General features: G+C 73.1%; 15 protein-coding genes. All 15 read right to left on the minus strand.

Going from position 1 to position 22,042, the window contains the following annotated elements; genetic code table 11:
• Positions 1-1,735: AAA family ATPase (locus tag KBC94_RS26525; protein WP_294377738.1), on the minus strand; the 1,735-nt coding region annotated here is incomplete at its 3' end.
• 42 nt (positions 1,736-1,777) lie between these two features.
• Entirely contained in the window at positions 1,778-2,872 is a 1,095-nt protein-coding gene (gene tssG / locus KBC94_RS26530) for a type VI secretion system baseplate subunit TssG (RefSeq protein WP_294377740.1), read from the minus strand.
• 32 nt (positions 2,873-2,904) lie between these two features.
• Entirely contained in the window at positions 2,905-4,803 is a 1,899-nt protein-coding gene (tssF, locus tag KBC94_RS26535) for a type VI secretion system baseplate subunit TssF (RefSeq protein ID WP_294377743.1), read from the minus strand.
• Positions 4,804-4,812: 9 nt separating this feature from the next.
• Positions 4,813-5,337 carry a type VI secretion system baseplate subunit TssE gene (tssE, locus tag KBC94_RS26540; RefSeq protein WP_234197456.1) on the minus strand — a complete coding sequence of 175 codons (525 nt, stop codon included), beginning with the start codon at positions 5,335-5,337 and terminating at the stop codon, positions 4,813-4,815.
• On the minus strand, positions 5,330-6,196 hold the full coding sequence (locus KBC94_RS26545; protein ID WP_294377747.1) for a type VI secretion system accessory protein TagJ: 867 nt from the start codon (positions 6,194-6,196) through the stop codon (positions 5,330-5,332). The genes tssE and KBC94_RS26545 overlap by 8 nt, the downstream gene beginning before the upstream one ends.
• Before the next feature lie 34 nt (positions 6,197-6,230).
• Positions 6,231-6,785: a type VI secretion system tube protein Hcp gene (locus KBC94_RS26550; RefSeq protein WP_294377749.1), complete on the minus strand. Its 555-nt coding sequence runs from the start codon at positions 6,783-6,785 to the stop codon at positions 6,231-6,233.
• 36 nt (positions 6,786-6,821) lie between these two features.
• Entirely contained in the window at positions 6,822-8,786 is a 1,965-nt protein-coding gene (locus tag KBC94_RS26555) for a caspase family protein (RefSeq protein ID WP_294377751.1), read from the minus strand.
• An 11-nt stretch (positions 8,787-8,797) separates the two neighbouring features.
• A complete protein-coding gene (locus KBC94_RS26560; protein ID WP_294377754.1) occupies positions 8,798-9,970 on the minus strand; it encodes a hypothetical protein in 1,173 nt (390 codons plus the stop codon).
• Between the two features lie 26 nt (positions 9,971-9,996).
• On the minus strand, positions 9,997-10,776 hold the full coding sequence (locus tag KBC94_RS26565) for a hypothetical protein (RefSeq protein ID WP_294377756.1): 780 nt from the start codon (positions 10,774-10,776) through the stop codon (positions 9,997-9,999).
• Positions 10,777-10,779: 3 nt separating this feature from the next.
• On the minus strand, positions 10,780-12,450 hold the full coding sequence (locus KBC94_RS26570; protein WP_294377761.1) for an MltA domain-containing protein: 1,671 nt from the start codon (positions 12,448-12,450) through the stop codon (positions 10,780-10,782).
• A gap of 44 nt (positions 12,451-12,494) precedes the next feature.
• The gene (locus KBC94_RS26575; RefSeq protein WP_294377764.1) at positions 12,495-14,447 is read right to left on the minus strand and encodes a serine/threonine-protein kinase; all 1,953 of its coding nucleotides are present in this window, start codon (positions 14,445-14,447) and stop codon (positions 12,495-12,497) included.
• A complete protein-coding gene (gene tagF, locus KBC94_RS26580; protein ID WP_294377766.1) occupies positions 14,444-15,136 on the minus strand; it encodes a type VI secretion system-associated protein TagF in 693 nt (230 codons plus the stop codon). The genes KBC94_RS26575 and tagF overlap by 4 nt, the downstream gene beginning before the upstream one ends.
• Positions 15,136-18,744 (minus strand): type VI secretion system membrane subunit TssM, encoded by a 3,609-nt coding sequence (gene tssM / locus KBC94_RS26585; RefSeq protein WP_294377769.1) that lies wholly within the window; start codon positions 18,742-18,744, stop codon positions 15,136-15,138. The genes tagF and tssM overlap by 1 nt, the downstream gene beginning before the upstream one ends.
• Positions 18,741-20,063, minus strand: coding sequence for a DotU family type VI secretion system protein (locus tag KBC94_RS26590; RefSeq protein ID WP_294377772.1), 1,323 nt, complete (start codon positions 20,061-20,063; stop codon positions 18,741-18,743). Before KBC94_RS26590 ends, tssM begins: the two co-directional genes overlap by 4 nt.
• A 54-nt stretch (positions 20,064-20,117) precedes the next feature.
• On the minus strand, positions 20,118-21,452 hold the full coding sequence (gene tssK, locus KBC94_RS26595) for a type VI secretion system baseplate subunit TssK (RefSeq protein ID WP_294377775.1): 1,335 nt from the start codon (positions 21,450-21,452) through the stop codon (positions 20,118-20,120).
• Positions 21,453-22,042: the final 590 nt, after the last annotated feature.

Here is a 22,042-nt window from a genome sequence, read left to right on the forward strand (position 1 = left end):
GTGGGGTAGTGTGTAAAAGGCGCCGCCCCCGGCGCCCCCCCCCCCCCGCCCCCGCGGGGGGGGTCTCCCCCCCCCCCCCCCGGGGGGGGGGGGGGGGGGGGGGGGCCGCGCCCTCGGCGGAGGCCGCCGGGCCCCCACCCCTGCCCTCCCCCAGGGGGGGAGGGGGAGGAACGTCGACGGGCTGCCCGCCGCTGCGCAGCTTGGCGCGCAGGGCCAGCAGCTCGTCCACCAGCGCCTTCTCCTGGCCCCAGCGGCCTTCGAGGTCGCCCAGGCGGTCGCGCTCGGCGGCCAGGTCGGCATTGACGGCCTGCTCGCGCTCAGCCACCTCGATGCCGATGGCCTTCTCGCGGCCGATGATCTGCAACTCGGTCTCCAGCGACTCGATGCGCTTGCGGCTGTCGTCCACCTCGGCCGGTGTGGCATGCAGGCTCACGGCCACGCGCGCGCAGGCAGTGTCCAGCAGGCTCACGCTCTTGTCGGGCAACTGGCGCGCCGGGATGTAGCGGTGGCTCAGCTTGACCGCGGCTTCCAGCGCCTCGTCCAGGATCTGCACCTGGTGGTGCTTCTCCATGGTGCTGGCCACGCCGCGCATCATCAGGATGGCCTTGCGCTCGTCGGGCTCGTCCACCTGCACGTTCTGGAAGCGGCGGGTCAGCGCCGGGTCCTTCTCGATGTACTTCTTGTACTCGGCCCAGGTGGTGGCGCCCACGGTGCGCAGCGTGCCGCGCGCCAGGGCGGGCTTGAGCAGGTTGGCCGCATCGCCCGTGCCGGCCGCGCCGCCCGCGCCCACCAGCGTGTGGGTCTCGTCGACGAACAGGATGATGGGCTGCTCGCTGGCCTGCACCTCTTCGATGACAGAACGCAGGCGCTGCTCGAACTCGCCCTTCATGCTGGCGCCGGCCTGCAGCAGGCCCACGTCCAGCGCCAGCAGCTTCACGTCCTTGAGGGCGGGCGGCACGTCGCCGCGGGCGATGCGCTGGGCAAAGCCCTCGACCACCGCCGTCTTGCCCACGCCGGCCTCGCCCACCAGGATGGGGTTGTTCTGGCGCCGGCGCATCAGGATGTCGACCACTTGGCGGATCTCGTCGTCGCGGCCGACGATGGGGTCCATCTTGCCGCTGCGGGCCTGCTCGGTGAGGTCGGTGGTGAACTTCTTGAGCGCATCGCCCTTGCCCATGGCGGCGGGCGCGATGGCACCGCTGTCCTCGCCCGGCGTGCCGCTTCCCATGCCGGTGCCGTCCTGCGCGCGCATCTTTCCCTCGGCCGAGGCATCGCAGATCTTGGCAAAGTTGGCAGCCAGGTCCTCGACCTTGATCTTCTCGAACTGCTTGGACAGCTGCAGCAGCGGGTTGCGCAGGCTCTGCGTCTTGAGCATGCCCACCACGATGTAGCCGGTGCGCACCTGCGCCTCGCCGAACTGCAGCGTGGCATAGGTCCAGGCGCGCTCGATGGCGTTCTCGATGTGCGGCGAGAAGTCGCTGATGGCGGTGGCGCCGCGCGGCAGGCGGTCCAGCGCAGCCGTCACGTCCTTGGCCAGCAGCGAGATGTCCAGCCCGTAGTGCTGCACGATGCGGTGCAGGTCGCTCTCCTGGTTCTGCAGCAGCTGGGCGAACCAGTGCTCCAGCTCCACATAAGGATTGCCGCGCATCTTGCAGAAGACCGTCGCGCCTTCGATGGCCTTGTAGGCCAGGGGATTCAGCTTGCCGAAGAGGGCGGTGCGGCTGATTTCACTCATGGGTTTCTCCAGTAGAGACAGAACGAACGGCGGCCGCTGTTTTCACAAGGCCATGTGGGCAGGGGCCGCCGCGGGCGCAGCGACGATGGAGGACAGGTGCGAAGGACCGGCGATGCGCACGTCCACCGCGTGGTTCGCGCGCGGCCGGTTGCCGACCCAGCTGGTCCAGCCCAGGCGCGCGCCGCTGCCCAGCCGGGTGGGCGGCACCTCGGCGCGCTGCAGCAGCAGGCGCGCGTCCCAGTCCAGCTCGCCGCCCAGCAGCTGCTGCACCCAGCGCACCAGCGGGCCGCGCGCGCTGCCGTCGGGCAGGAAGCGGCGGTACTGATCCAGCGTGAGCGGGCCCAGGTGCAGGCAGACCTTGTGCTGCCGGTCCCACACGCGCCGGCCGAGCACGGCGCCCAGGCCCAGCGTGCGCGAGGCGGTGTTGGGGTTGCTCGCGCCCAGGCGCGTGAGCTCGTCCTCGGGCAGGGTCATCCAGTGGCCCACCCAGCGCTCCAGCTGCACGGGCACCTCGAAGAAGCCCGACAGCACCCGCTCCACGCCCTCGGCGCTGTGCACGCGCCGCGCGAGCCAGCCCGAGAAATGCAGGCGCGCGTCGTCCGGCACGTCGTCGCGCTGCTGCCGGGCCGCACCGCCGATGCCGACCAGCGCGCCCACGCGGTGGCGGAAAGGGTCCTCGCCCGGCCGGTCCATGCCCGGTGCGGGCCGGGCCTGCGACCACGCCCGGTAGAACTGCAGCGCGAAGCGGTGCAGGAAGGTGTCGAGGAAGGCCAGCCAGGTGCGGTCGCCATGGTTGAGCGCGCGCTCGCGGATGAAGTCCGACAGGTGCACCGGCAGCGGGCCGTTGGGGCCCACGTAGGCAAAGAAATGCTGGCGGATCAGCGGTGGCCGGCCATCGCCCTGCGGCAGCTCGAAGCGGCTGAGCCCCGCGGGCGCGAAGGCGAGCGAGGGCTCCTGGCCCACGCGCACCGGCTCGGCCGAGGGCCGTAGCGCATGGCCCCAGCGCGGGGCCGACAGGTCGGTCGCCTCCAGCCGGCGCATCAGCGCGAAGTAGTCGTAGGCCCAGGCCTGCTCGGCACGCGCGGCCAGCAGCTGCGCCGCGCCCGCGCGCGCCGGCGCCGGCACGGGCGTGGCCACGGCCGGAGCGGCTGCGGGTGCACCGCCGGTGCTCACAGGATCGCCCGGGTCCCGCACTGCGGCCTCCAGCGCATCAGCTCGCCGCGGCCGGCGGCGTGCAGCACGGTCTCGACGAAATGGTTGACCTCCACATGCCGCGCCAGCCAGCGCGACATGACGGCGCCGAACAGGAACACGCTGCCGCCGTGGAAGGCCGTGGGCTCCACCTCCAGCGCCACCTCCAGGCCGCGGCCGAAGGCGATCGGTCCCGGCAGCGGCAGGCGGCGCACCAGCGCGCGCGTGCGCACCGACAGCAGCCCGCGCACCTGCGCCTGGCGCGACTCGTCGGCATGCGAGGCATAGAGCTGCAGCATCTCGCGCAGCGCCGCCGCACCCTGCTGGGGCGAGCTGTCGGCCAGCGACAGGTAGTTGAGCGCCAGGTGGTCGATCACCTTCCAGCCCAGGCCTTCCTGCACCACCGGCGAGACCGGCCGCGACGGCGCCCGCAGCATGCGCACGCGCTGCACCGGGAAGGCGTCCATGCATTCGAAGTCGTTGTCGCGCCCTTGCGGCAGCAGCAGCGGCAGGTCGCGGTTGGTGACCAATGCCGACACCGCCAGCTGCCGCAGCTGCGTCGGGAAGGGCGCCTCCTGCGGATCGACGATCTGCAGGTAGACCTCCGAGCCGATGTGGCTGCTGCGGTGGCCCTCACTGCGCTGGCGCGCCGACAGCAGGCGCGGCTCGCGCGTGGTGGTGTAGTAGGCCGGGTGCACATGGCGGCTGCCGTGGAAGGCCGCATAGAAAGGCAGGAAGCGCTGCTCCTGCACGCCCTCGCCCTGCACCGTGCCGCTGTGGCCGACGACCTCGGTCACCGAGTGCACCTCGAAGTCCTGCGGCCGGGTGCGGTCGGGCAGCAGGTGGAACTGGCTGACGCCCTCGCCCACCTGCACACGGTCCAGCCGCTTGGGGAAGAGGTTGATGGCCGGCACGCAGTTCAGCCGCACGGTGTCGGGGCCGACCAGCTTCTCCAGCGCCGCGTCGCCGCGCGAGAACAGGATCACCACTTCGACCTCGGCGACCGGCATGGTCGCCAGCAGCGGTGCCAGTCCGGTGAGCCGCGCGAAGCGGAAGCGCTCTGGGCAGGCGAAGTACTCCTGCACCAGCCGGAAGCCCGAGAAGCCGGTGTGGGTGACCGGCAGCAGCGCCTCGTCGTCGTCGAAGCCGCACTCCTGCACCGTGCTGCCGGGCAGCTCGCGCAGGCCGGCTGTCGTGGCGCCGCCCGCGGGCGTGCCCAGCGGCCGCAGCCATACGGCCACGGGCCGGTTGAGCACGCATTCGTGCAACTGCCAGGCCACGTCATCCGCGCCGGCGAAGTGCAGCAGCAGCGCGTCCATGGGGATCTGGCTGAAGTTGAGCCCGGCCGTCGCCTGCAGCGTGAAGCGCAGGCCGCCGCGGATGTCGCGCGCGCGTGGATGCCGCGCCAGCGGCAGGTCCGGCGCATAGCTGAAGTACTGGGCCTGCGTGAGCGCGACGGGCCACACGCGCAGGTCCTGCCCCGTGCGGAACTCGCAGTGCGTGTTCTGGCCGCTGGCGGCCCGCGCGCGCAGGCCGCTGCCACGCGGCAGCACCGGCCCGCGGGCCAGGTTGGCGTCTTCCAGGTCGACGTCGAAGGCGCACACCGTCATGGCCGGCGTGGGGGCCAGGAAGTGCGGATGGACGATGTCCAGCAGGTGGCCGGTGAAGCGCGGGTAGTCGGCGTCGAGCTTGAGGTTGACGCGCGCGGCCAGGAAGGCCGTGGCCTCGATCAGCCGCTCCACATAGGGGTCGGCCACTTCCTGGCCTTCGAGGCCGAGGCGGTGCGCGATCTTGGGGAAGGTGCGTGCGAACTCCGACGTGCTCTCGCGGAAGTAGCGCAGCTCCTGCTCGTACAGGTTCAGCAGCCGGGGGTCCATGGTGTGCCCTCAGCGCGGTGGCGTGGCCTGCTCGATGTCGACGCGCCCTTCTTCCAGGTCGATGCGGCTTCGCATCAGGAACTCCAGCGGCACCGGCTGCGCCCACAGCATGCCGCGGATCTGCAGACCGACGCGGTTGTGGGAGTCCAGGGCCGAGCCTTCCATGACGAGTTCAACTTCCAGGGTGCGGGGCAGGATGCGGGGCTCGAACTGCAGGATTGCGTTCTTGAGCGCCTGTTCCATGCTGACACGCTGGATCGACGAGGTGAACTGGCCGGACAGCATAGGCAATCCGTAGTTCAGCACCGAGCGCGCCGCCTGCGGATGGCGGCGCTCGTCCAGGCCCCGTAGGCCGCCCGTGGCGTTGAACAGCCACGCCAGGTCGCGCAGCACCGCGGCGCGCAGCGCCTGGCGCGTGAGCGTGCGCTGGTCGTCGCCCTCGCGCTCGCGGCCGGGCTCCAGGTCCACCAGCCGGTCGAGCAGCGAGGGCTGCAGGCGCTCCTGCGCGCTCGCGATGTCGCGCGGCTCAGCCACCGGCGGCGCTGTCCTGGGCGGCGTCCACGGCGTCGCCCTGGCCGGTCTCGGCCGCGCCGGCGTCCATCACGACGTCGAACACGATCTCGCGCACGTCCATCAACGCATGCTCGCCCGCGTCGCTGCTGAAGCTGCGCTGGCCCAGGCCCGTCCACACCTCGGGCGCACGCTCCTGCCATTCGGTCTTGCGTGCCAGTTGCAGCGCGCCGTCGCTGCTGGCCTGGCTGCCGTCGTAGCGCGTGGGGATCAGGGCCAGCGCCTCGCCGCCGTTGGCGAAGGTCAGGTGCGCGGGCATCCACACGGCATCGCGCAGGTCTTCGGGCGCCTCGATCTTGACGGCCGCCAGGCGCGAGAAGGGCACCCAGTAGTAGCGCCCGTTGACGAAGGCCTCCAGCACCGGGCCCAGTCGCATGTCGCCGTCGGCCAGCCATTCGAAGGGCTGGCCGTCGAGCGTGCCCGAGGTGGCGGGGGCCGCGTCGAAGGCGCGCTCGCGCAGCTGCTCGCCGGCCGCGGCATCGCCCGCGCCGATGCGCAGCAGCGACTCCACCAGCAGCGCCAGCCATTCGTCGGGCTGACCGAAGATCATGGGTGTGCGCTTGCCGGCGAAGACCTCGGCGCGCAGGCCTTCGCAGCGGATGGCCTCGCCGTACATCTGCTTCATGGGAATGGCGGCGGCATCCATCTCGGCGGCCACGCTCAACTGGTTCAGCGCCCGCTCCCACTGGCCCAGCACGCACAGCAGCTGGGCCAGGAAGACGCGCAGCTTCATGTCGGCCGGCCTGGCGCGCACCTGCGCGGTGAGGGCGGCCAGGGCGCCGGCGGGGTCGTGGGCGGCCAGCAGTTCTTCGGGGGTGCTCATTCGGGGCTCCTTGGTGGACGGGGATCGGGGACGGTCAGCCCAGTTCGGCCATGCGGATGGCGCCGCGGCGCCCGTCGTCGAGCTGCGGGGCGGAGGCGATGCTCAGCTTGCGGTAGGCGAAGGCCAGGATCTCGCACGGAAAGCCCACGCTGCCGCCGGTCACCAGCACATAGTTGGCCAATCGGGCGTCGCTGAGCGCGATCTCCAGCGTCGACTCCTGCTCCTTCGAGGAGTCGCCGGACGCCTTGAAGCAGGACAGCACGACCTTGGCATCGCTGGCCTGCGACTTGATCAGGTTGGCGATGGACGCCGTGGCCGCGTCGCAGCGCCGCACGATCAGCATGGCGTTCATGCTCAGCTTGGACTTGGTGCCGCCCGGCGCCGCATCGGCCCGCACGGCGCTGAAGTAGCCCAGCACCGCCATGCGCTTCTTGCCATCGCCGAAGAGCCGGAGCGATTCGCCCTCGATCGGGTTGCCCTTGCTCTCGATGGTCATCACCACGTCGATGTTGTCGCTGCGGTTGAGCGAGAGTTCGAGCATGCGCAGCGCCTCGTCGGCGTCGATCTGCTGGTCCTGGTTGAATGACATGGTGTTCCTCGTGTTCCGGAAAGGGGAGATGGCGGGTCAGGGCGCCCGGGCCGCGCCCCAGCGCACGGCCACGGCCAGCACCTGCCGCTCGCGGTCGGGCCGCGCCTGGCCGCGCACGCGCAGGTCCGCCAGCGGGGCGGCGGCCGACAGGCCGAACAGGCGCGGCGCGCTCTGCGGCAGTGCCGGGCTGGCCACCACCAGCAGCCGGCCGGCCCCGCCCGCGGGCAGGTCGAAGCGCTTCATGGCGGGCGACTGCGGCTGGCCGCGCTCGAAGCGGTTGGCCTCGCCGGCCTCGCCCGGGTAGACGGACCACAGGCCGCCCTGCGCGTCCAGGGCCAGCACGGCCAGGTCCAGCGAATGGCCGCTGGCGTTGCGCACCAAGAGGCGCAGGCGCTGGCCCTCGGCCGGCGCGAGCACGCTGTCCACCGGCAGGGGCCGGCTGGCCACCAGGCGCTCGCCTTCCCAGGTCTCGATGGCCAGGTCCAGCCCATCCACGCGGCGGCCGTCGGCCAGTTGCTGCAGCCGCTCGAACCACTTGAGCTGGGCCATGAGCTCCAGCCGCCGGCGCACGGCGGCATCGCTGGTCAGCGGCGGCGGCGCGGGCACGGCACCCGTCCAGCGCGCCGCGTCGGCCGACAGCGGGGACAGCCGCTGGCCCGCGCGGCCGGCCGGCGCCCACAGCAGGTCGGCGTCGCCATCGACCGACTCGATGGCGGCCGGATAGTCCAGGTTGATGCCGGCGGGCAGGGCCCGGTCAGCGCGCACGCGCAGCACCAGCGAGGGCGGCGGCTCCACCGGTGCGACGCTCCAGAGCGCGCCGCCGGCGGCGTCCTGCAGGGTGTCGGGCACCGCCAGGCGCGATTGGGCGAGCGTGGCCTCCTGCAGGCGGGCCGTGGCGCTGCGGGCGCTGCCGTCGGGCAGCACGGCCGTGACCGTCACCGGCTGCTGCGCCTCCAGCCCGTCGAGCAGGCCGGCGTCCAGCGACAGGCTGGCGCCGGCGCGCTGGGCGGGCCAGGCCGGCTGCGTGCTGCGCGGGCGGGTGCTGTTGTCGAAGAGGGGCAGGTCCAGGCTGCCCTCGGCCACCGGCGAGGGCAGCTCGCGCTGCGGAAAGCGCTGCTCCAGCTCGTCGATGACCGGCGGGTAGGCCGCCAGCGCGTCGTTGAAGAGTTCGCGCCAGGTGGCGGGACGGCGCTGCAGCCCCTGGGCCAGGGCCCAGGTGAGCAGTCCGTGCGGACGGGCCTGCCGATCGCCGCGCGGCAGGCGCAGCTCGGGCGTGACCTGGTGGCTCTCCGAAGCGAAGAAGGCCACGTAGCGGGCACGCGGCACGGCGGCGGTAGCCGGCGCGGCGGGCAGAGGGGGGGCCGCGGCGCCATCGCCGCCGGCCAGCTGTTCGGGTCGCACGCCGCGCCAGCGCACCTCGTCGTCCGGCGGGCCGGGGTCGGGGCTGTCGATGGCACGGGTGCTGCGCGTCATGGAGGCGGCCGAACAGGTGTCGAACACCGCCCACACGAAGACGCCACGCGAGAGGAAGGCCTGGATCCAGCCGTCCACGTCGACGTCGCGCACGCCGCCGTTCAGAGCGCGTCCGCCGCCGATGGTTCCCCGCACGTCGCGTGCGAGGAAGTTCTCGGCCAGGCCGTCGGGCTCCTGGTAGCGCTTGGCCGTGTCGCGCAGCCGCGTGCCATGGCCCGAGAAGTACAGCAGCACGAAGTCGCCCTGGCCCGAGCGGGCCAGCAGCTGTTGCAACGCCTGGCCGATGGCGCGGCTGTCGGGCGGCTGCGCGCCGGGCACGCCGTCGGCCAGCGTGGCGATGTCGGCCGGCGCGAAGCCCTGCTGCTGCAGCACCTCGCGCATCAGCAGCACGTCGTTGCGCGGGGCCTGCAGCCACAGGTTCTGGGGCTGGAAGGGCAGCTCCGAGACGCCCACCAGCAGCGCGCGCTGCACGGCCGTGGCGGGCAGGGCCGCCAATGCGAGCAGGAGCAGCAGGGCGAGACGGCGCATGAGGGCGGCTTTCAGGGCAGCTCGACCGCGTCCACCAGCGGCGAGGAACGCAGCACCGCCAGGCCGTCCTGCGGCTGCAGCAGGCGCAGCGACCAGCGGCCCTGCCCGTCCGGCCCGCCGACGACCTGGGCGCCGGCCGTCTGCAGCAGGCGCGTGGCCTCGGCCATGTCGGTGCCGGGCTTCCAGCGCACCCGCGCGTCGGCCTGCGGCGCGGCGGGGGCCGTGGGCGGCGCATCGCGCAGGCGCATGGCGTCGTCATCGCTGCCGTGTAGCGCCGGCAGCAGGCCGGCGTTCTGCACCACGAGCACCAGCGCAAGAACGGCCAGGGCCGGGCCCCAGGTGCCGCGGAAGCTGCCGCCGCCCCCGCCCAGGCGGCGCAGGAAGCGCCCGAGCGGGCCGGCATCATCCTCGCGGCCGCCGTTGCGTGCCTGGCCGCCCGCCGGCGACGCCGCGGAACGCGCCTGCGTGCGCCCCGCCAGCGCGGCCGGCGCCGCCGACTGCGCCAGCCGCCGCGCGGCCTGCTGGTAGAGCACCTGGTAGTCGGCCCGCGGATCGCCCTCGGGCGCCAGCGGCGTGCCGGTGAGCACCGTGAAGCAGCCGGCCACGTCACGCAAGGCGATCTGTCCCGGCGCGGGCGGGGTGGCGGGCACGGCGCCCGCGGGGGCGCCCACGCGCTGCGCCGCCCATTCGTCGGCCACGGTGCGGATGGCCGCCAGCCGCGTGGCCGACAGCTCGCCCAGCACGCGCGCGCACAGCGGCGGCGCGGGCACCAGCGTGACCGGGTTCCAGGCCTGCACCACGCCGAACAGCGGCTCGAAGGGCTCGTCCTGAGGCTCCAGCAGCACGTCCCAGGCACCGGCCCAGTCGGCCTCGCCCGCGGCCAGCCAGCCCTGCCAGCGGCCGTCGGGCAGCAGGCGGTCCAGCAGCACGCCCAGCAGGCGGCCCTCGCACAGCACCGACAGCAGCCGCCCGGGCGCCCAGCGCGCGCCGAAGCCGCGGGCGGCCAGGGCCTCGCGGCGGCGGGCCAGCTCGGTCAGCGGCAGCAGCAGGTCGGCGGACGTGGGCATGCCGGCGTCCACGCCCGCGTCCTCGCGCGCCGGGCCCGCGGCGGGGCGGCGCGCCGGCGGGCCTTCCAGCGTGCTGCGGATGTGGGCCAGCGGGGGCCAGAGGTCGAGGGGGCGCATGGCATCCGTCCTGATGGTCTATGTCGTCAGGAGGAGGACGCCTCAGCACCGAGGATTTCGAAAACCGCCCCGATCGCGTCCATGTTGCCGGGCTCGATGGCGATGCCCAGGGTCTGCGCGATCCAGCCGCCCAGCAGGGTGCGGCCGTAGTCCGCCGGCAGCGATTCGCGCCGGTGCACCAGGCCCAGCCTTCCGGCGCGGTAGTGGTAGGAGGCGATGGCATGGCGCGCGGCCACGCCCGACAGCGGCGCCTCGCGGCCGAAGCCTTCGCACAGCAGCAGCCGCTCGGGCTCACCCAGGCCGGCGATGAAGCGGCGCGCCGCCTCGGCCACGCCGGCCATGCTCAGGCCATGCTCGGCCAGGCAACCGGCGGCATCGCCCGCGGCGCCACGGTGGCCGCGCAGGTGCGCGTCGAGCTGCTCGTCGCTCACCTCCTCGCCCAGCGACAGCTTGCGGCGGAAGCTCGTGGCCCGCGTGCAGTCGATCAGGTAGCGGCGGAAGTAGGCGCACAGGGCGAAGGCGGTGGACGGGGCGCTGTGCGCGGCGCGGTCGGGGACGCTGGCGCCGCCCTCCTCCTCGCCCTCCTCCGGGTCGGCGTCGAGCCGCAGCACCTTGAGGTAGATGAACTGCGCCACCAGCTCCTGCCTGCCCTCGCCCAGGGCCTTGAGTTCGGGCGGATGGCAATCGCCCAGGGCCGTGCCGACGATGCCGTACATGCGCCCCATCTCGTGCGGCGCCAGCGTCTGCCGGCGGCGCCACAGGCGCACCAGCTCCGCGCTGTCTTCGGACGAGAGGGTGTTCTGCATGGCCTACTGGTCGTCGGAGCAGGTGTCGTCGTCGGGCACCACGCAGTTGGCGAGGCTGGCGCCCCGCGTGCGCACCGAGCCGCCGCCCGTGGTCGCCGCGGCCACCGTCAGGCCGCGCGGCAGCAGCAGCCAGAGCTGGCCGCGCTCCTTCATGCGGCGCGCCTGGTTGGCGGCCTGGCGGCCGTTGCCGAAGAAGTAGTCGGCCCGCACCGCGCCGCGGATGGCGCCGCCGGTGTCCTGCGCGATGGTCAGGCGCTGCATGGGCGTGCCCGTGCCCGGCTGGCGCGTGGAGACGAAGACCGGAAAGCCCAGCGGCGCGCTGCGTGGATCGACCGCGATGGAGCGGCCCGGCTGCAGCGGCACACCCAGCGCGCCGACCGGCCCGTCGGCGCTGGTGGGCACTTCCTTGAAGAAGACGTAGCTCGGATCCTGGATGCCGGTGCCCGTCGCCGCCGCGGCGGGCGTGCGCTGCCCCGGCACGGCCACCGGGCCGCTGCGGGCCGGCAGCGCCAGCGCGAAGCCGCGCGTGCGCACGGCGCTGGTGTCGGTCTCGTCGGCATCGTCGTCGTCCACCTCCAGCTCGACGGCCGAGCCGCGGGTGCGCACGGCCGTCTTGGCCTTGCCGTTGGCCGCCTTGGCCAGCGTGGGCCGGAAGGGCTGGCCGTTCTGCTCGGCATAGCCCACGCGCACGGTCTGGCCGTCGGGCAGGCGGATGCGGCCCGAGCCCTGCACCTGCATCTCGTACAGCTCGGTGGCGCTGCGCACGAAGGCCAGCACCTTGGCATTGGGCACGCCCAGGCGTTCGATCTCGGCGCGCGTGTAGTAGGGCACCAGCTGGCGGCCCTCCACGCGCAGGCGGGCCTTGCGGTCCACCGTGTCGCGCACGATCTGCGACAGGTCCAGCGCATAGAGGCCGGGCGCGCCCATGTCGCGCGTCGACAGGCCCGTCTGCACCACCACGTTGCGGCCGTTCAGCCGCGCGGCCACGGTGCCGTTGCCGGCGGGCAGGCGCCGCGTGTCGAGGAAGAGCATGTCCTCCGGCTGCGCATAGACCGGGTAGATGAAGGGCGGCGAGTAGCTGCGGTTGCCCTCGATCTCGGGCTCGAAGTAGCCGGTGACCACGCCGTCGGGCCGGCGGTCGTCGTCGCGGATCTGGTAGGCCGCGAATTCGCTTTCGTAGAAGCTGCGGATGGCCGGATTGCTGGCGCCGTCCACCTGGCGTGCGCGCGCGCACACCTGCTGCCACTGCTGGCCGCGGCGCACCAGCACCTTGCAGCTGTCGAGGAAGGCCGACCAGCTGTCGACGAAGTCGTCGCGCTGCCAGCCGGGCACCACGTCGAAGGGCGTGGCGGTGTAGGTGGCCAGCTGGGTCGAGAAGGTGCGGGCCTGGCCGGCCACGCTGCCGCCCGGGCGTGGCGCGGGTGCGACCGGCGCGGGCGCCGGTGCGGCCACCGGCGGCCCGATGACGATGGGCGCCTGCGGCGCGGCGGCCACCGGGGCGGGTGGCGGCGGTGGGGGCGGCGGCGTGGCGCAGCCGGCGACCAGCAGCGCCGCCAGCGTCACCGCCGTGGCGCCGGCCAGGGAGACGGCACGGGCGCTGCCCGCCGACGCGGCAGGGCGGCCACGAGGCGCGGGCGCCTTGGGGGACAGGGGATTCGGGACCAGGACCTGCATGGATCACTCCTTCGGTTCACGCGCGGGGAAGACCATGAAGACGATCACTTCTCGACGATCTTGAAGCTCCCTACGCCGTAGGCGTCGGCACAGCCGGCGCTTTGCGGGCAGACGGGCCGGCCCAGCAGCACGGTGGCGGCGGGGCCGGGGTTGGCGGCTTCGAGCGAAGCCAGGCCGGCGGCCGGAAACAGCGGGAAGACGCCCTCGCTCTTCATGCCGGCATCGCTGAAGTCGCGCTCGCGCTCGCTCACCACCACGGCGAAGTGGTTGGTGCCGGGCGGGCCGCCCGCCTCCATGGGCCAGGAGGCGCGCGGCAGGGCCATCGTGCTGCCGGCCGTGATGCGGTTGTGGCGGTCCAGCAGGTTGGGAAAGAGCTGGAACAGCTCGCCCCCGCTGGCCAGCAGGAAGACGTAGACGAAGCCGTCGCGGTTGCTGCGCACGTCGAAGGCCAGCTTGTCCTTGCCGATGCTCACCTCCGGCTTGCGGGCCGTGGCGGTGACGTCGAAGCCCGGCGTGGCGCCCACCGACAGGGCCTGCAGCGATTCGAGCGGCGTCTTCGGCGCGACGCGCGGCGGCGGGGCCGGCGGCACGGGGGCCGGGCTGGGCGCGGCAGCGGGCGCATCGGCCACCGGGGCCTGGGCCACGGCGGAAGGCGGCGGTGGCGCCGCGCCATCGCCGCGCCCGCTCCACCACAGCGCCGCGCCCGCCGCGACGGCCAGCGCGGCCACGCCGCCGATCACGGGCACGAGCTTCGAGCGGCCCGCCCCGCCCTCGGCCGCAGCCGGTGCAGGCGCGGGCCGGGGTGGCTGCGTGCGCGCGGCAGCCGGGGCACGGGCCACGGCCGGCGCCGCGCCGCCGGCCGGTGCGCTGCGCGCGGCGGCCATGGTGGTGGTCTCTTCCAGCCCGAGCTGCTGGCGGAACTCGGCCATGGACTGCGGCCGGCCCTCGGGCCGCACCGCCAGGCCCGCGTCCACCGCGGCCAGCAGGGCCGGGCTGTAGCGCTGCTGCAGCTGTTCATTGCCGGCCAGCGGCACGTAGCTGTCGCTCAGGATGCGCGCCACCGAGGGTGGCGGCGCCCGGCCGCAGATGGCCACGTGCATCACCGCCGCCAGGGCGTAGACGTCGGTCCACGGGCCCTGCTTCATGTCAGGCATCTCGGCGTACTGCTCAACGGGCGCGTAGCCGGGCTTGAGGATGACGGTGATGGCCTGCGTCTTGTCGCTGATCACGCGGCGCGCGGCGCCGAAGTCCAGCACCACCGGCCGGCCCGAGCCTTCGAGCAGCAGGATGTTGTCGGGCGCGATGTCGCGGTGGAAGCAGTTGGCCGCATGCATCACGGCCAGGGCCTGGCTCACGCCGTCCATCACGCGCAGCAGCCAGCCCTCGTCCACGCCGGCCGGGATGTCGGCCAGCGCCTGGCGCAGCGTGTCGCCGCGGTAGAAGGGCATCACCATGTAGGTGGTGCCGCGCTCCTGCCAGAAGCGGTAGACCTTCAGCAGCGAGGGATGGTCGAACTGCGCCAGCAGCCGGGCCTCGTTGATGAAGGAGCGCATGCCCAGGTCGAAGGTCTCGCGGTGGCGCTCCGACAGCGGCATGATGGTGCCGTCCCCGGTGCGGGTGGCCAGCGAGGTGGGCAGGTATTCCTTGATGGCGACCACGCGCTCCAGCGTGTGGTCCCAGGCCTCGTAGACCACGCCGAAGCCACCCTGGCCGATGAGCCGGGTGATCTCGAATTCGGCGATCACGCTGCCCGGCGGCAAGGTGCCGGCATCGCCGCCGCCCGCAGGCGCGGCACCGGTGCCGGTGCGCGGCTGGGTGGGCGACAGGATGCTGCCGGTGACGACCCGCGTGGCGTCGCCAGCCGGCGCGACGCCACCCGTGATGACACGGGTCGCATCGCCTGCAGCGGCGCCGGTGACCACGCGCGTGGCCTCGTCGGGGCCGGGCGCGCCGCCGCCGAAGACGCGGGTGGGTTCGTCGGGGCGGGGATCGCTCATTGCGCCGCTCCCTGCACAGCGCCTTCGGCCGGATCGTCGAAGCCGAAGAGCAGGTCGAACCGGGCGCCGCGCGGCAGGCCGGCCACGGTCAGCACCTGGGCCCCGGCGGCGCCGGCCTCCGGATGGGTGAGCCACAGCGACTGCCCATGCGAGACCGCACCCGGACCGGCGGCGGCGCCCTGCCCCTCGCCCGCCGCAGGCGCAGGCGCGGCACCGCCAGCAGCGGCGGGGGACGTCCGGCCGCCCAGCGCCGCCAGCAGGGCGTCGACGGCGGCCGCATCCAGGTCCTGCTCCAGCGACTGCAGCGCGGCCTGCGTGGCGTCCTGCCACCAGGCGGCCACGGCCTGCCAGTCGCCTGGCTGCAGCCCGCCGTCACGCAGACGGCCGGCGATGGTGAAGGGAAAGTAGCGCCCCACGCCATCCACCGACGGCATCATCACGCCGATCCATCCCGCCTCGCCGGCCACGCCCGGCGCGAGCACGAAGAACCACAGCGGCCCTTCGAGGTAGCGCTCGCGCCATTCGCCTTCATGTCGCAGGCGCAGCTGCATCAGCCCCTCCTGCAGCCAGCCGTCCCAGGCCTCGCGGAAGTCCGCCGGCAGGCGCCGGTGGGCGAAGTCGCCGATGCCCGGCAGCTTGCCGAACCAGCCCGGCAGCGTCTGCGGCTCGGCCAGGAAGTGCGCCGCCATCAGAGGCCCTCCGGGCAGGAGAACTCGCGCAGCTCCTTCATCCGGATCGGATGCTGCACGCTGTTGGTCGTGACCTCGAAGCGCGCGCGACGCGCATCGAGCTGGAAGGTGATGAAGAACTTCTCCGGCCCGTCGCCCGAGGCCAGCTGGCCGCGGTCGAGCATCTTGAACAGCGCCCACGGCCCTTCGGTGACCTGGCCCGAGGTGCCGCCCGACGTGGGCGGCGCGATGGTCAGGCGCACCTGGTTGGTGTTGCGCGGCCCGGGCCACTGCACGGTCATCGGCACGATGGGGCCGTGCGCGTACTTGACCACCTGGCCGTCGACGTCGAGCGAGAAGCTGGTGATGCCCGCGTCCATCTCCACCGGCCTGAAGTCCAGCCGCATGCCCGGCGTGCGGCCGCCGCCGCGGAAGAACACCTGCTTGATGACGTCCGCGCGCTCGAACTGCTGCAGCGCCGCCGGCGAGATGGCGCCCTGCTCGGCGATGGGCCGGTAGCGCCACGGACGGCGGCTGGTGTCCACCAGCTGCGCCAGTTTCTTCTGGAAGAAGTCGTCCATCAGCCCGCCCGGGCCGAACATCTGGCCGAAGTCCTCGGGCAGCACGTCGCGGTTGCTGCTTTCCACGAAGGGATAGCGGCCGGCGATGGCGCGCTGGCAGAACTCGGTGACCGGGCGCAGGTCCTGGCTGAGGTTGCCGCGCTCGGCCACGCGGGCCTGGGCGGCGCCGGTGCTGCTGAGGTTCTCGATCATCGAGCGCACCGGCTCGGGCAGCCGGCCGGCGTCGGACTTGAGCTTGCCGGCCACGTCGCCGGGCGGCGGCGCGCTGCGGCTCTTGACGGCCGTGTCCACCGCCGTGAGATAGACGTAGACCTCGTTGAAGAGCTTGAGCGCGTCGTCGATGGGCGCGGGCTGGCCGGGCGCTGCGGGCGTGACCAGCCGGCGCAGGCTCTCGAAGCGGTCGTCCACGATGGACTCGATGCTCTTGCCCACGGGCACCGCGCGCTGGGCATCGCTGCTGCTGCCGCCGAACAACTCTTCCAGGCCCTTGCGCGTGTTGCGCACGGTCTCGGCGGCCTTGCCGACGGCGGACTTGTCGTCCTTGACGGGCGTGAGCGTGGTCTGCTTGACCACCGCGCGCAGGAAGTTGGCCAGCGGCGAATCCACGCCCGAGACGATGCGGGCGATGTCGATGTTCTTCTCCAGCCCGCCGGCGCGGATCAGGCGCACGTCGGCCAGCAGGGCCTGCCACAGGCGCGCGTATTCCTCCAGGTAGAGGCGGCGCACGCGGTCGGTGAGCTGGCCCAGCGCCGCGGCGTCGCGGGCGCGGTCGGCGGCGCTCTTCTCCTGGCCGAGCACCCACGGGTCTTCGGCGGCGAGCTGGCCGGTCACGAGCACCACCGCTTTCTGGAAGCGCTGGTGATAGCCGTCGTAGGTGAACAGGCCCGGCACGCCCTCGGTCAGCGGCTTGCCGCTGGGCCGCTCGAACACCAGCGGCGCCGAAGGACCGGCGGCCTGGGCCACGGTGAAGTCGGGCATGTCCTTGCCCAGGCGCTGGCGCTTGAGGCGGCTGAAGATGCGCTGCTCGGGCGGGTAGCTGGCCAGCAGGCCGCGGGTGCTGCGCACCAGGTTCTCGTCCATGGGCAGCGGCGAGCGCGGCGGGCCCTGGGCGATCAGGAGGTCGAGCTGGTCCTCCAGCATCTTGCGGCGCTCGGGCGGCACGCCGCGGTCCAGCGTGCGCTCCCAGTCCAGCGTGATCCAGGCCTTGAGCGCCTCGGGGTCGAAGTGCTCGGGCTGGTGGATCATGAGGTAGCTCTTGAGCGCCTCGTACAGGTACTCCAGGTTGTCGCGCGGGGCGCTGCGCAGCTGGTCCTCGATGCGGCGCGCCAGCTGCGGCAGGAAGGCCTCGTTGAGCGCGCGCTGGTGCGCGGCCTGGGCGGCGGCGTCCATCTTGTCGCCCTGGTAGAGGCCCAGCGTCATCAGGAAGGGCGTGTCGCCCTCGCGGTTGACCGGCGTGCGCCACACGTCGCGCAGGTTGCCCAGCACCGGCGCCATGTCGATGGGGCTGCTGGCCTGCGTGGGCAGCGTGGCCAGCGACTGGCGGGTAGGCTCCAGCTTGGCCTCGACCGACTTCAGGTACTCGGCATTGCGCCAGGCCGACCAGCCCCAGCCCGCCAGCAGCGCCAGCGTGACCAGGCCCATGGCCGAGACGCCGGCCAGACGCAGCAGATGGCGCTTGCGCTCCAGCTTGACGTCGGCGCCGGCCAGGCGCTGCTCGGGAAACACCACGTCCTTGAGCAGCGTGGTGAGGAAGTAGCTGCGCCCGCTGGACTTCTGCGGTGCCAGGATGGCGCGCTCGATGCCGAAGCTGCGCGCCAGGCTGCCCATCACGCGGTCGATGGGGCTGCCTTCCTGCGTGCCGCTGGTGAAGTACACGCCGCGCACCCACGGCGGCTGCGCGAAGCGCGAGCCGGTGAAGACCTGGTCCAGCAGGTCGGCCAGCAGCGGCCCCACTGTCGCGAACTGCGCCGGGAAGCCGAAGATGGCGCCGCGGCGGGTGCCGTCGGTCTCCTGTTGCATGCGCTCGATGAGGCCGTTGTTGACGCGCTCGTGCAGCAGCGAGAACTCGCGCTGGAAGGGCTGCTGAAGGCCGTGCTCGGCCAGGTGCGAGCCCTCGTCGGGCGACAGGGTGAAGCCGAAGACCTGCGCCCGCTGCTCCTTGCCCAGGTCGGCGAAGTACTCGGTGAAGCCGTAGAGCAGGTCGCTCTTGGTCACCAGCACGTACACCGGCAGCCGGGTGGTCAGGCGCTCGTCCAGCTCCAGCAGGCGCGCGCGCATCGATGCCGCCAGCGCACTGCGCGCCTCCAGGCCATGGCCCAGCAGGTCGGCCACGCTCACGGTGAGGAAGACGCCGTTGAGCGGCCGGCGCGGGCGGGCCTTCTTCAGCAGGTTGAGGAAGCCGTCCCAGGCGCTCTTGTCCTCGGCGGCATGGCTGTCCTGCGTGGTGTAGCGGCCGGCGGTGTCGATCAGCACCGCCTCGTCGGTGAACCACCAGTCGCAGTTGCGGGTGCCGCCCACGCCGCGGATGGCGCCGGCGCCGAACTTCTCGGCCAGCGGGAACGACAGGCCCGAATTGACCAGCGCCGTGGTCTTGCCCGAACCCGGCGCGCCGATGAAGACGTACCAGGGCAGGTCGTAGAGGTAGCTGCCGCCCGACAGCGACAGCCAGTCGCGCCAGCCGGGCTTCTTGCCGGCGGCGGTGAGACGCATCTTCTTGAGCGTGGCGATGGCCTCGCCGAAGCGGTCGGCCAGCACCTGCTGCTCGCCATTGCCGGGCGCCTCGGCCTTGGCGGCGGCGGGCGCCTTCATCAGGCCGTCGGTCAGTGCGCGGCTGGCACGGCGCACGCGCCAGCGGCGGATGGCCAGGCGCAGCAGCACCAGCAGCACGATCACGCCGATCAGGATGGCGCGCGCGAGTTCGCTTTCGAGCGGCACCAGCGCGCCGATCTTGATCAGCGGGCCGATCCACCAGATCAGCAGGCCCAGGATGGCCAGGGCCACCACGGTGAGCAGCACCGGGTGGAAGATGAACTTGAAGACGGCCTTCATTTCGCCACTCCTTCGGGCGAAGCGAGCAGCACGATGTCCACGCGCCGGTTGCGCGCCCGGTTGGCGGGCGTGTCGTTGGCGGCGACGGGCTCGGCGTCGGCCTTGCCCTCGGCCTTCATGCGGGCCGGGTCGACCAATGGCGTGAGCGCCTGACGCACGGCCTCGGCCCGCGCGGTGGACAGGTGCCAGTTGGAGGGATAGCGCAGCGAGCGGATCGGCTGGCTGTCGGAATGGCCGGTGATCAGCACCTCGCCCTTGACCTCGGCCAGGGCCTGGCCGATGCGCACCAGCACCGGCATGGCCTGCGCCATGGGCTCGGCGCTGCCGGAGCCGAAGAAGGCGTCGCCGCGCAGCCGCACCGTGCTGCGGTCGGCCTCGTCGGTGACGGTCACCAGTCCCTGCTTGACCTCGGCCTCCAGGAAGCGCGCGAGCCGCGGCGACTTGGCCGGCACCGGCGCCGGCGGCGGCACCAGCTGGGTGTTGGGCAGGCGCAGGCCCGCCACGCGCGACCAGGTCGTGTCAGAGAGGTTGCCCAGCCACAGCCGCAGGCCGAACCAGACCAGTGCCAGCAGCAGCAGGAAGCCGGCGCCGACCACCCACAGCGGCACCGATTCGCGCAGCCGCGCGCTGCCGCCGCCCGCGCCCTGCCAGTGGGGCGACAGCGCCGGCTCCAGCGGCGGGCGGTCCTTGCGGATCAGGTCGGCCAGGCGCTGGCGCACCGAGTCCAGCTGGGCGCGGCCGTTGTCCACCACGCGGTAGCGGCCCTCGAAGCCCAAGGCCAGCACGCTGTAGATGAGTTCGAGCAGCTGGCGGTGCGTGGGCACGTCCTGCGCCAGGCGGGCCAGCAGTTGGAAGACCTTCTCGCCGCCCCAGGTTTCGTTGTGGAACTGCACCAGCAGGCTCTGCTTGTTCCAGCCGCCCGACACGCCCCAGGGCGTGTTGGCCACGGCCTCGTCCAGCGCGGTGCACAGCACGTAGCGGGCGGCCAGCACGGTCTCGTTGGTGGCGCCGGCGCGGCGCGCGTCGGCCTCGAACTGCTGCACCGCCTGCGCGGCCGAGGCGCGCAGCGCACCCACGTCGGGCGGCTGCACCAGGTTGCGCAGCTTGCCCATCAGCACCAGCAGCCGGCCGGCGGCCGACACCAGCGGATTGAGCAGGCCCAGGTCGCCCAGCTCGGTGGACAGCGGCTCGGCGCCCGGCGAGGAAGGCGGCGGCATCATCGGCGGCGGCGCATTGCCGCCCGCACCGGGCGTGCGCGGCTTGGGCTTGATGACGGTGCGTTCGGACTCGAAGGCCGCGAAGGGATCAGGCGTGCTCACGAGGGCCTCCAGAGAGCATTCGGCTACGCGAAGCGAGCAGGAAACGAGGGGCTGTCATCGGACCGCCCAGAAGGCCAGGTCGAGACCGGGGAAATCGCCCGCGATGTGCATCGCCATGCCGCCCGAGGCCTCCAGCTGGCGCCACAGGTCGCTGCCCTTGGTCTCCAGCTCGAAGTAGTTGGCGCCGGCATGGAAGGGGATCTGCCGCGGCGCGACCGGCAGCGGCGTGAGGGTCACGCCCGGCAGCTGCAGGTTGACCAGGTCGCGGATGCGCTCGACCGGACCGATCTTGACCTGCGTGGGAAAGCGCGCCCGCAGCGCATCGCCGGGCAGCTGCGACTGCACGGCCAGCACGAAGGTGGCGTTGCGCTGCAGCTCGACGTCGGGGATCAGCGCGACGCGCACGCCGTGCTTGCGGTCGTGCAGTTCGATGCGGATGGCCGACTGCTCCAGCACCATCGACAGGCTGCGGCGCAGGTCGTCCATCAGCGGGCGGAAGCTGGCCTCCAAGTCGTCGTGCACATAAGGCGGCAGGCGCAGGGCGCGGCGGCTGTCGCGGAAGGTGCCCAGGTCGCCGGCCAGCTCCAGCGCCTGCTCGTAGAAGCGCAGCGGATGCAGCAGCGGGCCGCGGGCGAAGTGCGCGAACACCGGCTCGTGGCGGTTGACGGTCTGCAGCAGCATGAAGTCGGCGATCTCGGCCACGCCGCCGGTGCCGCCCTGGGTCATGCGGCCGGCCAGGGCATCGGCGCGCTGGCGCAGCAGGCCGAGCAGCTCGTCCACCCAGCCGCGGATGACGGCATGGGCCGCCACGTCCAGCAAGGGCGGGACCCAGCCGCGGTGCAGCGAGAGCTGGTTGTCGGTGCGGCGCTCGACGACGCGGGCGACCGAGAGCGTGGTCCACGCATCGGTGGCCTCGCCGGCACGCATCAGCCGGGTGTGCAGCGCGCCCAGCTGCAGCAGCGCGGTGCGCTCGCCGGCGGTGTTGGCGTCGGGCACCTCGGACTCGAGCACGCGGTGGCGCACCAGCTCGTCCTCGTCGCCGCTTTCGGCATTGGATTCGCGCGCACCCGCGCGGCGCACGGGCAGGGCCAGGACGATGGCCTCGTCGCGCAGGTTGGCCGGCACGTCGATGGGCTCGGGCAGCGGGTCGACGGCCGGCATGTCGAAGGGGGTGCCGTCGGCGAAGACGCCCACGGCGCGGGTGAGCGCAAGCTTGCCGAGCGACAGGGCCGCCGCATCGATGTCGAGCGCCGCGAAGCCCCAGCCGCAGGGCGCCGTGCCGCGCAGCAGCAGGTGGCGCGCATGGTCTGCGTGGCGCTCGGCCTGTTGCAGGTGCTGCGGCTGCAGCAGCATGCCTTCGCTCCAGACCACTTTCGATCGCCAACTCATCGCGCGCACGCTCCTTCCAAACGACAGGGCTGCACCGCCCGGGCTTCTTTCTTCATCCCGGGCCGGGACGCGGGCGGGGCGCTCGGAACCTCGATGCGGCAAGCGAGGTGCAGTGTCCCGGGGGCGCCGGGCGCGGCAAATCCATCGGACGGAATAGGCGGGGGGCGGGACTCGTCCGAAGGGCCTAGTACGCCGGGGCGCTTGTGGGGCGCTCGGGGTTGATCGGGCGGTTCGGTCCGTTCGGTCCGTTCGGGCGGTTGGGCGGCTGGGCGGTTGGGCGGCTGGGCTTGCGGGGTACTAACCCGGCAGAGGGCACCGGCATGCGCGCTCCCGGTGCACGCTCGCGCTGACCGGCTTGCCTCACCAGACGGGTGCCCGCTTTCCACCGACGCGCTTGGGGCACTGCACGGCGCCGCGAATGGCACCTCCGCACGCACACCGGCACCCTCCGCCTGGACGCTGCGCCCGAACGGCCGGGTTTGGCCGCCCGGGTCCTGACTCCGTTCACCCTGTGCTTGTCGAAGGGCAGAGCGGCGCGCGGCGCATGTGCCTGGCGCTGCTTGAGCCGCCTGCGTGCAACCCCATGGGCG

Origin of the sequence: Pseudacidovorax sp. (assembly GCF_017991995.1) — a bacterium.
Lineage (GTDB): Bacteria > Pseudomonadota > Gammaproteobacteria > Burkholderiales > Burkholderiaceae_C > Xenophilus.